The organism is Pseudomonas sp. fls2-241-R2A-110 (assembly GCF_030209165.1).
Classification (GTDB): domain Bacteria; phylum Pseudomonadota; class Gammaproteobacteria; order Pseudomonadales; family Pseudomonadaceae; genus Aquipseudomonas.
In genome coordinates this window covers 23,418-36,276 of sequence record NZ_JARVSN010000014.1, presented here as the reverse complement: position 1 = coordinate 36,276, position 12,859 = coordinate 23,418, and the positions used below count along the sequence as shown (strand labels likewise).

At 60.3% G+C, this 12,859-nt stretch carries 11 protein-coding genes; 9 read left to right on the top strand and 2 right to left on the bottom strand.

The features are described from left to right. Positions 1-207: 207 nt before the first annotated feature. The 7 genes from QRN31_RS12080 (at position 208) to QRN31_RS12050 (ending at position 8,522) form a co-directional block, all read left to right on the top strand. Positions 208-684, top strand: coding sequence for a formate dehydrogenase subunit gamma (locus tag QRN31_RS12080; protein WP_285432227.1), 477 nt, complete (start codon positions 208-210; stop codon positions 682-684). Next, the gene (locus QRN31_RS12075) at positions 681-2,228 is read left to right on the top strand and encodes a formate dehydrogenase beta subunit (protein ID WP_285432226.1); all 1,548 of its coding nucleotides are present in this window, start codon (positions 681-683) and stop codon (positions 2,226-2,228) included. Before QRN31_RS12080 ends, QRN31_RS12075 begins: the two co-directional genes overlap by 4 nt. Beyond that, a complete protein-coding gene (gene fdhF / locus QRN31_RS12070; protein ID WP_285432225.1) occupies positions 2,225-5,107 on the top strand; it encodes a formate dehydrogenase subunit alpha in 2,883 nt (960 codons plus the stop codon). The genes QRN31_RS12075 and fdhF overlap by 4 nt, the downstream gene beginning before the upstream one ends. Beyond that, entirely contained in the window at positions 5,104-5,325 is a 222-nt protein-coding gene (locus QRN31_RS12065; protein ID WP_285432224.1) for a formate dehydrogenase subunit delta, read from the top strand. The genes fdhF and QRN31_RS12065 overlap by 4 nt, the downstream gene beginning before the upstream one ends. 298 nt (positions 5,326-5,623) lie before the next feature. Continuing rightward, positions 5,624-6,004: a hypothetical protein gene (locus QRN31_RS12060; RefSeq protein WP_259156720.1), complete on the top strand. Its 381-nt coding sequence runs from the start codon at positions 5,624-5,626 to the stop codon at positions 6,002-6,004. A gap of 80 nt (positions 6,005-6,084) precedes the next feature. Continuing rightward, complete coding sequence (locus QRN31_RS12055) at positions 6,085-8,007, top strand: alkaline phosphatase D family protein (RefSeq protein ID WP_285432223.1); 1,923 nt, start codon at positions 6,085-6,087, stop codon at positions 8,005-8,007. Positions 8,008-8,021: 14 nt separating this feature from the next. Continuing rightward, positions 8,022-8,522: a P-loop NTPase family protein gene (locus QRN31_RS12050; RefSeq protein WP_285432222.1), complete on the top strand. Its 501-nt coding sequence runs from the start codon at positions 8,022-8,024 to the stop codon at positions 8,520-8,522. Positions 8,523-8,860: 338 nt separating this feature from the next. Here QRN31_RS12050 and QRN31_RS12045 read toward each other — a convergent pair whose 3' ends face one another. Then, positions 8,861-10,036 carry an aspartate aminotransferase family protein gene (locus tag QRN31_RS12045; protein ID WP_285432221.1) on the bottom strand — a complete coding sequence of 392 codons (1,176 nt, stop codon included), beginning with the start codon at positions 10,034-10,036 and terminating at the stop codon, positions 8,861-8,863. Positions 10,037-10,138: 102 nt separating this feature from the next. Between QRN31_RS12045 and QRN31_RS12040 the strand changes: the two genes are divergently transcribed. After that, positions 10,139-11,044 carry a LysR family transcriptional regulator gene (locus QRN31_RS12040; protein ID WP_285432220.1) on the top strand — a complete coding sequence of 302 codons (906 nt, stop codon included), beginning with the start codon at positions 10,139-10,141 and terminating at the stop codon, positions 11,042-11,044. A gap of 75 nt (positions 11,045-11,119) precedes the next feature. Continuing rightward, positions 11,120-12,133 (top strand): sensor domain-containing diguanylate cyclase, encoded by a 1,014-nt coding sequence (locus tag QRN31_RS12035; RefSeq protein WP_285432219.1) that lies wholly within the window; start codon positions 11,120-11,122, stop codon positions 12,131-12,133. On the opposite strand, the gene msrA is transcribed toward QRN31_RS12035, so the two are convergent. Then, a complete protein-coding gene (gene msrA, locus QRN31_RS12030) occupies positions 12,130-12,843 on the bottom strand; it encodes a peptide-methionine (S)-S-oxide reductase MsrA (protein ID WP_285432218.1) in 714 nt (237 codons plus the stop codon). The two genes, QRN31_RS12035 and msrA, sit on opposite strands and share 4 nt — an antisense overlap. Between the last annotated feature and the right edge of the window lie 16 nt (positions 12,844-12,859).

Below are 12,859 nucleotides of genomic sequence, written 5' to 3'. Positions count from 1 at the left end.
GAATCAAAAGCGGCGTGGCAAGCTGCCTTAATGCCCTTTATGAGGTGCGGCGAAGACCGTGCCGGGCACAACAAGATGCCCGCTCAGGGTGCCCTGGCCAACGGCCTGAAAATGCCACGATTCCGTGACGTGGTGTGAATGCCGCAGCCGACACTTTCGGACGACCGACAACCGCCTGGTTTGTCCGTGACCCGTGAGGAATGCTGTATGCCTGATGAGATGTTGCAATTGCCGATGGTCAACAGCGTGCTGGAGCGTCATAAACGCTCCCCGGGCGCTCTGTTGCCCATTCTCCATGAGATTCAGGAGGGCATCGGTTACATCCCTGATGCCGCCATCCCCGAGATTGCCCACGCCCTGAACCAGAGTCAGGCGGAGATTCGTGGGGTGATCAGCTTTTACCATGACTTCCGCACCGCGCCGCCCGCTCGGCATATCTTGCGCCTGTGTCGCGCCGAGTCCTGCAAGAGCCGTGGTGCCGAGGCGCTTGCCGCGCAATTGCGCGAACGCCTGCAACTGGACGATCACGGCAGCAGTGCCGACGGCAGTATCAGCCTGCGTCCGGTGTATTGCCTCGGCGCCTGTGCCTGTTCGCCCGCCCTGGAGTTGGATGGCCAGGTGCATGCGCGGCTGAATCCTGAGCGTCTCGATGCCTTGCTCGACGCTTGCCGGGAGGACGCATGATGCCGTCTCTCTATTTACCGTGTGATTCGTTGGCCCGTGCGGTCGGTGCTGATGACGTGGCCCTGGCACTTTCGAATCAGACTGATGTGGACCTGCAACGCACCAGTTCTCGCGGCTTGTACTGGCTGGAACCGCTGCTGGAAGTGGACACCCCGCAAGGCCGTATCGGCTTTGGTCCGCTGACCGCTGCCGATGTGCCGTCCGTGCTCGATGCGCTGCAAGGCGAGCCGTCCTCGCATCCACTGGCCTTGGGTCTTGTGGAAGAGTTGCCTTATCTCAAGTCTCAACAACGCCTGTTGTTCGCCCGCGCCGGTATTACCCGGCCGCTGTCGCTGGACGATTACCGAACCCATGGCGGTTTCGAGGGTTTGAAAAGAGCCGTCACCATTGGCGGCGAGCAGACCGCGACGGACGTGTTCGATTCCGGCCTGCGTGGCCGTGGCGGCGCGGCGTTCCCGGCCGGGATCAAATGGCGCACGGTGCGCGCCACTCAGGCGGCGCAGAAATACATCGTGTGCAACGCTGACGAAGGCGACTCCGGCACTTTTGCCGACCGCATGTTGATGGAAGGCGACCCCTTCCTGTTGATCGAAGGCATGGCCATTGCCGGCATTACCGTCGGCGCCACGTATGGCTACATCTATGTGCGCTCGGAATACCCACAGGCTGTGGCCACTCTGCGCGAGGCGCTGGAGATTGCCCGGTCCAACGGTTACCTCGGCGCCAATGTCGGCGGCAGCGGCCTGGCTTTCGATATGGAAGTGCGCGTCGGTGCCGGCGCTTACATCTGCGGTGAAGAGACCGCGCTGCTGGACTCGCTCGAAGGCAAGCGCGGGATCGTCCGCGCCAAGCCGCCGATCCCGGCGTTGCAGGGCCTGTTCGGTCTGCCGACGTTGGTGCACAACGTGCTGACGCTGGCTTCGGTGCCGCTGATTCTGGCCAAGGGTGCGCAGTTCTATCGCGATTACGGCATGGGCCGTTCCCTGGGCACCATGCCCTTCCAGTTGGCGGGCAATATTCGTCATGGCGGTTTGGTAGAACGGGCGTTTGGCCTGACCCTGCGCGAACTGGTGGAAGAGTACGGCGGTGGCACCGCCAGTGGCCGTCCTCTAAAAGCTGCGCAGGTCGGCGGTCCGCTCGGCACGTGGGTGCCGCCGTCGCAATTCGACACGCCGCTGGATTACGAAGCGTTCACCGCCATCGGCGCGATGCTCGGTCACGGTGGTGTGGTGGTGGCGGATGACACGGTGGACATGGCCCAAATGGCGCGTTTCGCCATGCAGTTCTGCGCCGAGGAATCCTGTGGCAAATGCACGCCGTGCCGCATCGGCTCGACCCGGGGCGTGGAGGTGATCGATCGCCTGCTCGCCGCGCCTGACCAGAACGGTCGCGAAGAACAGGTGATCATCCTCAAGGACCTGTGCGACACGATGCAATACGGTTCGCTGTGTGCGTTGGGCGGCATGGCCCCGTTTCCGGTGGCCAGCGCCCTCAAGTACTTCCCCGCCGACTTCGGTCTGCAGCCCTCGGAGGCCGACCAATGATTACTCTCTTCGACCCGAAAACCGATATCGACCTGGGCACACCCGCCCGCGACAGCGACGTGCAAGTCACCCTGAACATCGACGGTCGCAGCATTAGCGTGCCCGAAGGCACTTCGGTGATGCGCGCCGCCGCGCTGCTGGGCACCACGATTCCCAAACTGTGCGCCACCGACAGCCTGGAAGCCTTCGGCTCGTGCCGCATGTGCCTGGTAGAAATCGACGGCATGCGCGGTTATCCAGCGTCCTGCACCACGCCGGTCACTGAAGGCATGACCGTGCACACCCAGACGCCAAAGCTTGCGACCCTGCGCCGCAACGTCATGGAGTTGTACATCTCCGATCACCCGCTGGATTGCCTGACCTGCTCGGCCAACGGCAACTGCGAGCTGCAAACCGTGGCCGGTCAGGTGGGCCTGCGGGAGGTGCGTTACGGCTATGAAGGCGACAACCATCTGGCCGACGTGAAGGACACCTCCAACCCTTACTTCGACTACGACCCAAGCAAGTGCATCGTCTGCAACCGCTGCGTGCGCGCCTGCGAAGAAACCCAGGGCACGTTTGCCCTGACGATTACCGGGCGCGGTTTTGAATCCCGGGTGGCGGCGGCCGGTGGCGATAATTTCCTTGATTCGGAATGCGTGTCCTGCGGCGCCTGTGTGCAAGCCTGCCCGACCGCGACTTTGATGGAAAAAAGCGTAGTCGAACTGGGCCAGCCCGAGCGCAGCGTGATCACCACCTGTGCCTATTGCGGCGTGGGCTGCTCGTTCCGCGCCGAGATGAAAGGCGACCAGTTGGTGCGCATGGTTCCGGACAAAAACGGCCAGGCCAACCACGGCCACTCTTGCGTCAAAGGGCGCTTTGCCTGGGGCTACGCCACTCACCCGGATCGCATCACCAAGCCGATGATCCGCAAACACATCAACGACCCGTGGCAGGAAGTCAGCTGGGATGAAGCGGTGACCTACGCCGCCAGCGAATTCCGCCGGTTGCAGCAAAAATACGGTCGCGATTCCATTGGTGGCATCACCTCCAGTCGCTGCACCAACGAAGAAACCTATCTGGTGCAAAAACTGGTGCGCGCCGCGTTCGGCAACAACAACGTCGACACCTGTGCGCGGGTTTGCCATTCGCCGACCGGTTATGGCTTGAAGCAAACTTTGGGCGAGTCCGCCGGCACCCAGAGTTTCGACTCGGTGATGCAGGCTGACGTGATCCTGGTGATGGGCGCCAACCCCAGCGATGCCCACCCGGTGTTCGCCTCGCAGCTCAAGCGCCGCCTGCGCGAAGGCGCGCGGCTGATTGTCATCGACCCTCGGCGCATTGATCTGGTGGACTCGGTGCATGCTCGCGCCGAACTGCACCTGGCCCTGCGTCCGGGCACCAACGTCGCCATGCTCAACGCCCTGGCCAACGTCATCGTCACCGAAGGCCTGCTCAACCAGGCCTTTATCGACGCTCGTTGCGAGGACATCGATTTCGACCACTGGCGCGAATTCGTCAGTCGCGCGGAGAACTCACCGGAAGCCTTGGGTCCTGTCTGCGGTGTAGAGCCTGCCGACATACGCGCCGCTGCGCGCCTGTACGCAACCGGCGGCAACGCGGCGATCTACTACGGCCTGGGCGTCACCGAACACAGCCAGGGCAGCACCGCTGTCATGGGCATCGCCAACCTGGCCATGGCCACCGGCAACATCGGCCGCGAAGGCGTGGGCGTGAACCCGCTGCGTGGGCAGAACAACGTTCAGGGTTCCTGCGACATGGGTTCCTTCCCGCACGAGTTGCCTGGCTACCGGCATATCTCCAACGAGGTGGTTCGGGCGCAGTTCGAGCAGGCGTGGAACGTCTCTTTGCAACCCGACCCGGGCCTGCGCATCCCCAATATGTTCGAATCTGCCTTGGCTGGCAGCTTCAAGGGCCTGTACTGCCAGGGCGAAGACATCGCCCAGAGCGATCCGAATACCCAACACGTCACTGCAGCCCTGTCGGCGATGGAATGCATCGTGGTGCAGGACATTTTCCTCAACGAAACCGCCAAGTTCGCCCACGTATTCCTGCCGGGCGCATCGTTCCTGGAAAAAGACGGCACCTTCACCAACGCCGAGCGACGCATTTCGCGGGTGCGCAAGGTCATGGAACCGCTCGGCGGCCTGGCCGACTGGGAAGGCACGGTGGCCCTGGCCAACGCCTTGGGCTATCCAATGAACTACAAACATCCATCAGAAATCATGGATGAAATCGCCAGCCTGACGCCGACCTTCACCAACGTCAGCTACGCCGAACTGGACCGCCATGGCAGCCTGCAATGGCCGTGCAACGCCGAGGCACCGGACGGCACGCCGACCATGCACATCGAGGAGTTCGTGCGCGGCAAAGGGCGTTTCATGCTGACCGGCTACGTGCCCACCGAAGAAAAGGTCAACAGTCGCTATCCGCTGCTGCTGACCACCGGGCGCATTCTCAGCCAGTACAACGTTGGTGCACAGACACGGCGTACCGAAAACGTCGCCTGGCACGACGAAGACCGCCTGGAAATCCACCCGACCGACGCCGAGAGCCGTGGCATCAACGAAGGTGACTGGGTCGGCATCGGCAGTCGCGCCGGCCAGACCGTACTGCGTGCGCGGGTCACTGAACGCGTCGCTCCGGGCGTGGTGTACACCACGTTCCACTTCCCGGAATCGGGGGCCAACGTCATTACCACCGACAATTCCGACTGGGCGACCAACTGTCCGGAGTACAAGGTCACCGCCGTTGAAGTCAGCCGCGTCTACCACCCTTCCGAGTGGCAAAAACGCTACCAGGCCTTCAGTGATGAACAGGACCGCTTGCTCAAGGAACGCCGGCATAGTCGTGGCGCAAAAGCGGAGGTGCGCCGATGAGCACTGAGAACCTGATCAAGATGGTCAACCAGATCGCCCAGTACTTCGCCATCGAACCGGACCATCAAAAAGCCGTGCTCGGTGTGCGTAATCATCTGCAGCTGTACTGGACGCCCGGCATGCGCAAGGAATTGCTGGCCTGGCAAACCGAGCATCAGGGGGCTGACTTGCTCCCGCTGGCGCAAGAGGCGGTCAGCGGGGCGGGTTGGGAGGCTTAGGTTCTCGCGATCCTGAGACTGGCTAAAAAATCTGTGGGAGCGAGCCTGCTCGCGATAGCGTCAGTTCAGCCAGCAATCATGCTGAATGTTTTGACGCCATCGCGAGCAGGCTCGCTCCCACATTCGGTTGTGTTAAGTGCCTGAGATTTGTGATGCCCCCCCAGGCAATCATCTTTCGCCTTTGGTTGCCTGTTGAATCGCCCCTCTCACTTCAACTCCCTGCCACTGATTTGATATCGTGCATGCCATCGCCTCACCTCATCAAAGGCCAACGATGTTGGTTAACAGGGAAGATTGAATGTTTTTAATCAGTATGTTGCTGTTCTTCGTCGCATCAGCAGGGATGTGGATTTGGATCGTGAAGAGCCGTGGCCCGTTGAATATCTGGCTGGCGAACCTCGGTGGTGCCGTGGCAAGTTTTATCGTCGGGACGGCGGTGCTGATTCTTTGCTCGAGATGGCTAACCCCGGACACTCACGCCTCACAACCCACGGCAGCATTCGCGCTTTACACGTTGATGGCATTTTTGGGCGCCCTCAGCGGGACATGGCTCTTGGTGATCACCCGATTCAACAAGGAACAATCTCCTGCCTATCGTCATTTGGCTGCGGTGGCCTGCAGTCTGGTGACCGCACTGATTGCGCTGGTGGTGTCGGTCACGATCTTTCCCCTCAAATGACCCCCTCGGGCAATTGATGAAGTCCAGCCAGAGCTCTGCGCTATCATCGCCGACTTGTGCACCAAGAGCCTTGAACCCGGATGTCCCCATCTCTTCCATTGCCTGATGACTGCAACTCACTGCCGCCGGTGCTGGTCGGCCCGCTGTTGCGGCGGCTGGAACCTGCGCGGCTGCTCATGTGGCTCGTGGGCTCCCGGGCGCTGTCGCTGACGTTGCGCCTGCAAGATTGCAGCGACATCCGCCTGGACGCAGGACAGTGCACCGTCATCCCGATCGGCACTCACGCGTTTATCCACCTGATCGATGTGCCGCTGGCAACCGCCCTGCCCTGCGACACGCTGATCGAGTACGACCTGCTGATTGATGGCGCCGACGATGGCATCGCCAACTGGGCGCCTCATCTGTTGTACGGTGAAGCGCGCTGTCCGAACTTTGTTTTGCGCTCGAGAATCGATCAATTGCTGCATGGCTCTTGCCGCAAACCTCACCACCCGGCGGCAGACGGTTTGCTTTGCGTTGATCAGCTGTTGGCGACCGAACATGACGCAACTGAACGCCCGGCGCTGTTAATGATGAGCGGCGATCAGGTGTATGCGGATGATGTCGCCGCCCCGATGCTGCGGGCGATTCATGCCTTGATCGAGCGCCTGGGATTGTTCGAAGAACACCTCGAAGGCGCCGTGGTCAGTGACAGCGCCAGGCTCTACGAGCACCCCGCCAGTTATTACCATCGTGCGGATTTGTTACCGGCGCTGGAGAGCAACGAAACCCTGCGCGAGCGATTTTTCGGTGGCGCGCGCAAGCCGATTTTCACCAGCAGCAGCGCCGACAACCATCTGGTGACGTTCGCCGAAGTCATGGCCATGTACTTGCTGGTCTGGTCACCGACACCCTGGACGCTGATCGCGCCACAACCACCGGCACTGACGCAGGAAAGGCGCGAGCGATATGCCCTCGAACAAACGCGCATCGATCACTTCAAGGCTGGCCTGGACGGCGTCGCGCGCGCAATGGCTCACCTGCCGTGCCTGATGATTTTCGACGACCATGACGTCACCGACGACTGGAATCTTTCCGCGCAATGGGAGGAAACGGCCTACGGCCATCCGTTCTCCAAACGCATCATCGGCAACGCGTTGATCGCCTACATGCTGTGCCAGGGTTGGGGGAATAACCCGGATGCGTTCGGCGGTGTCCTGGAAAAAACCCGTTTATTGAGCGCCACTGGGGATGACCGTTATCTCGACAGCCAGGCGCAGGATGACCTGATCGATCTGCTGTTGGGCTTTCAGCACTGGCATTACGTGCTGCCCACCACCCCGGCGCTGGTGGTGATCGACACCCGCACCCGACGCTGGCGCAGCGAGATGAACCTCAAGCAACCCTCAGGCTTGCTGGACTGGGAAGCGCTCAGCGAACTGCAACAGGAACTGCTCGATCACCCGTCGGCGATCATCGTTTCGCCGGCACCGATCTTCGGCGTCAAGCTGATCGAAACCGTGCAAAAAGTGTTCAGCTGGTGCGGTTATCCACTGCTGGTGGATGCCGAAAACTGGATGGCCCATCGCGGCGCGGCCCAGGTGATCCTGAATATTTTCCGCCACTCGCGTACACCGGGTAACTACGTGGTGCTGTCGGGTGATGTGCATTATTCCTTCGTCTACGAAGTGCTGATCCGACACCGCAAGGCCGGCCCACATATCTGGCAGATCACCAGCAGCGGCATCAAGAACGAATTTCCACCCGCGCTGCTCGAATGGTTCGACCGCCTCAATCGCTGGCTCTACTCGCCACGCTCGCCGCTGAACTGGTTCACCAAACGCCGCCGCATGCGCATCATCCCGCACGTCCCCGAGCATGCCAAAGCGGGCGAACGGCTGTGGAATTCGGCAGGGATCGGCCAAGTGTTCTTCAATGAGAAAGGACAGCCGCAGGCTATTTATCAGCACAACTCAAACGGTGCACCAAAGACGCGAATGGTTGCGCCCGAAAACAACGACTAAGCGTGTGAGCCGCCATGAACCTCACCCGAACCTTGATCATCGGCAACTCTGGCTCAGGCAAAAGTTGGCTGGCTAAACGATTGGCCGAACAACTTCATGTGCCTTCGGTTGATCTCGATCAGATCCACTGGACGTCAGACGAATGCAGCATCGCCCGCCCCCGCGCCGACGCACTCGCCATGGCGCGGGTCGCGGCGGACGAACCACGCTGGGTGATCGAAGGTGTGTACGGCTGGATCGTCAGCGAACTTATCCACCGTGCAACTGCGCTTGTCTGGCTGTGCATCGACGACGACACCTGCGTCGCCAATATCCGCCAGCGGGAAAACCGGCGGGACGATGACGCGTTGCTGATCGCGCTGCTGGAATGGGCTGGCAGTTATCGGTCGCGCGAAGACGCCTGTGGATTTAACGCGCACCGGCAATTGTTTGAGGGGTTCAGTGGTTCGAAAATCAAGCTCGTGGATTGGGCTGATGTGAGCGCATTTGCCAATTCCCTGTTGCAACCCGAGTAATTGATCGTCCCCACGCTCTGCGTGGGGATGCAGCCCGGGACGCTCCGCGTCCCAACAGCGGACGCAGAGCGTCCATTGAGGCATTCCCACGCAGAGCGTGGGAACGATCTCCATACTTCTGAAGTCCAGCAATAATGCAGATCGTTTGCTCAGATCGATTGAACACTGCAAACAAGGAAAACTACTGCGGAACAACTTATTACTTTGATGGAGATTGCTTGATCGTTCCCACGCTCTGCGTGGGAATGCAGCCCGGGACGCTCCGCGTCCCAAGAGCGGACGAAGAGCGGACATTGAGGCATTCCCACGCAGACGGTTCGACGTGGGAACGATCTCCACTAGGCAGTGATTAGCGCCCGACAAACCCCTCTGACAATCATCTCCACTTCCCGCTCATCAATCGTCAACGGGGGCAGTAGGCGTATGGTCTTGCCCCGTGTCACGTTGATCAGCAAGCCGTGGTCCCGGGCGGCGATCAGGGTCAGGTCGCGGATCGGCTGTTTCAGTTCGATGCCGATCATCAAGCCTTGGCCACGAATCGCCAGTACATTCGGGTCATCCGAAAGCTCGGCACGTAGCCTGGCCAGCAGGCGCTCACCCTGGAGCCTGGCGTTTTCCAGCAGCTTTTCTTCTTCGATGATTTCCAGCACGGTGCAACCGACCCGGCACGCCAGCGGATTGCCGCCGAAGGTGCTGCCGTGGCTGCCGGGGGTGAACAACTCGGCGGCTTTTCCCCGGGCCACGCAGGCGCCGATGGGGATGCCGTTGCCGAGGCCTTTGGCCAGGGTCATGACGTCCGGGACGATGCCTTCGTGCTGAAACGCGAACCACTGGCCGGTACGACCGATGCCGGTCTGGATTTCATCGAGCATCATCAGCCACGCACGCCGGTTACACAGTTCGCGCACGGCTTTGAGGTAACCGGGAGGCGCCATCTGCACGCCGCTTTCGCCCTGAATCGGCTCCATCAGGATGGCCACGATGCGGTGGCCATGGGCTTGCTGCACTTTTTCCAGCGCCTGTAGATCACCAAATGGCACTTTGACGAAGTCGCCCGGCAGCTCATTGAAACCCAGGCGCACGGCTGGGCCATCGCTGGCGGACAAGGTGCCCAGGGTGCGGCCATGAAAAGCGTTTTCCATGACCACCACCAGCGGCTGTTCGACGCCTTTGTGCCAGCCGTAAAGCCGCGCGAGTTTCAGCGCGGTTTCATTGGCTTCAGCACCGGAATTGTTGAAGAACGCCCGCTCCATGCCCGCCAACGTCGTCAATGTCTGCGCCAGCCGCTGTTGCCAGTCGATGCTGTAGAGATTGGAAGTGTGCAGCAACAACCCGGCTTGCTCGCTGATCGCCGAGACGATTTTGGGATGAGAGTGGCCGACATTGGTCACCGCCACACCGGCCACTGCGTCCAGATACTCACGACCGTCCTGATCCCAAAGTCGGGTGCCCAGGCCTTTGTTGAAACTCAGGGCCAGAGGTTGGTAAGTGGTCATCAGGCAAGCGGCGGTCATGACATCAAGCTCCATCAATTGTCGGTGTTTTTGCAGTATGGTTAGCCACCTGAGCTGGATAAACGCTGCAACACTTCAATCATCTTAAAGCTGGGCTTGATAATGGATCTGTTCCAGGCAATGACGGTTTACGTAAGAGTGGTGGAAACCGGCAGCATGACGGCGGCTGCTCAGCAGTGCGATATGTCCACGACCATGGTCGGCAATCACCTTCGAGCCCTTGAGCAGCGCCTTGGCGTACGCTTGCTTAACCGGACGACACGGCGCCAGCGCCTGACCGAATTCGGCACCGCGTACTATCAGCGTTGCCTTGAGGTGTTGGGTTTGGTGGCTGATTCCGAGCGACTGGCGGAACAGAGCCAGGACACACCGACCGGCACCTTGCGCATCACGGCTCCCCTGACCTTCGGTACAGAAAGACTCGCGCCCGCACTCAGCGAGTTCGCCCTGCAGTGCCCGCAAGTCAAACTGGATGTGGTGCTTACCAACGGGCGCCCTGATCTGCTCGAAAACGGTCTCGACGTGGCGTTTCGCCTGGGGGCTATCGAACCCACCAACCTGATCGCCCGCCCACTTATCGATTACACCCTGACCATGTGCGCCTCGAAGGATTATCTGGCGCGTCGGGGCACACCGGAAAAACCCGAAGATCTGCAACATCACGACTGCCTGTCCTTTGCGTATCCGGTCGGAGACGACTGGCATTCCGTGGGCAAACAATGGCGTCTGAGCGGCCCTGAAGGCGAAGTCATGGTGACGGTCAGCGGGCCGATGCTGATCAACAGTTCGGCAGGCCTGCATCAGGCCGCTCGCACGGGCATGGGCGTCGTGATGTTGCCCGATGCCCTGGTCGAGCAGGATTTGCGCGACGGCAAACTGGTGGCCTTGATGCCGGATTTCCAGTTGCCGAGCCGGCCCATGAGCCTGTTGTATGCCCAGGATCGCTACCGATTGCCGAAACTACGTCGCTTCGTCGACTTTGCCATGCAGATGTGGGGCAAACACTAGCCGCAACAATAGGCCATGCCTTAATCTCCGCGACTGACGGGTCACTTTGATATCAGTGCGGCAGGGAGAGCGGTGATGGGTGAGGCATCAAATATCGAGCCGTTGAAATTCAATGTGTCGGATATGAACGAAGACATGTTGCACACCATTCTGGAACTGGTCAGTGACGGCATTTGGGACTGGAACGCCAACACCGGGTTTGTCTACCGCAATCCAGCGTGGTACGAGATGCTTGGCTACGCCGCACACTCCCTGGACAACACCGTGTTTACCTGGGAGAACGTCATCCACCCCGACGATTTCCCTCGGGTGATGGCCGTGTTCGATGATTACTTGAGTCAACGGGCTCCGGGTTATCAGGCCGAGTATCGCTGTCGCAGACAGGATGGCAGTTACATCTGGATCGAAGATCGTGGCTACATACTGGCCCGCAATGTCGACGGATCGGTCGCGCGAATGGTCGGCGCTCACCGCAGTATCGACGACAAGAAACGCCTCTTGGAAGAGATGGAGAGGCGCAATCAATCCCTTGAAGCCATCGTCGAAGAGCGCACTCGGGAGTTGTCCCGGGTTAATCAGCAGTTACAGATTCAACTGGAAGAAAACCGCAAACTGGCGGAAACCGATGCACTGACATCGATCGCCAATCGCTATCTTCTAGAGAAAACCCTGCCCCAGGAATGCGAGCGAGCCCAACGTTTTCGGCAACCGTTATCGCTGATCGCCATGGACATCGATGACTTCAAGAACATCAACGATTACTACGGCCATGCGCTGGGAGATGCCGCGTTGGTGCAGGTCGTCGAAAGCGTGAAGCGCTACGTGCGCGAAGGCGACCTATTGGCGCGCTGGGGCGGCGACGAGTTCATCATGATCCTGCCCAACACTGCGCTGGCCGATGCCCGATCCTTGGCCGAGACCATCCGCCATGGGCTGGCGAGCCTGCCGCCCGTGGGCGAGTTTCACGTAACCATGAGTTTTGGCGTGGTCCAGCGTTTCGAGGAAGAGCAACAGACCGGCCTTCTGGCGAGGGCTGATCAGGCGCTGTATCGCTCGAAAGTCGCTGGCAAGAATGTGATTTCGGGCTAACTGCTGCTCCCCGCCTTCACCAGCACCGGTTTCTCCTGATACCGCTCTGGATACAGCTGTTTCAGCTGCGCCACTTTCGGCAGATCGTTGATCACAATGTACGGATACGTCGGGTGTTCGGTCAGGAAGTCCTGATGCTCCTCCTCAGCCGGGTAGAAACCGTTGTAGGTTTCCAGTGTGGTCACAATCGGCTTGTTGAACAAATGCGCGGTGTTGAGCTGAGCGATGTAGGCCTTGGCCACGCGCTGCTGTTCAGTGTTCTCGGGGAAGATCGCGGACCGATACTGGGTGCCGCTGTCGGGCCCCTGACGGTTCAACTCGGTGGGGTTATGCGCCACCGAGAAATAGATTTGCAGCAAGGTGCCGTAACTGACCTGCGCAGGATCGAAGGTGACCTCGACCGATTCCGCATGACCGGTATCGCCCTCACTGACGCGTTCATAGCGGGCGTTGTTCGCTGCACCGCCGGCATAACCTGACACGGCTTTCTTTACGCCTTTGACGTGTTGGAACACGCCTTGTACGCCCCAAAAGCAGCCGCCGGCGAAAACCGCCGTTTCGCTGTGGGCCTGGGTGGTTTCGTCGAGGGCTGGCGGCGGAATGACGACCGCCTCTTCGGCGGCACCGAAAGAGAACGCCGTGCATTGGCCGATGACACCCGCAGCAGCCAGACCCAACAAGGTGCGGCGCCAGGTAAACGGGGTTTTCATGAGTCTGACTCCTGAG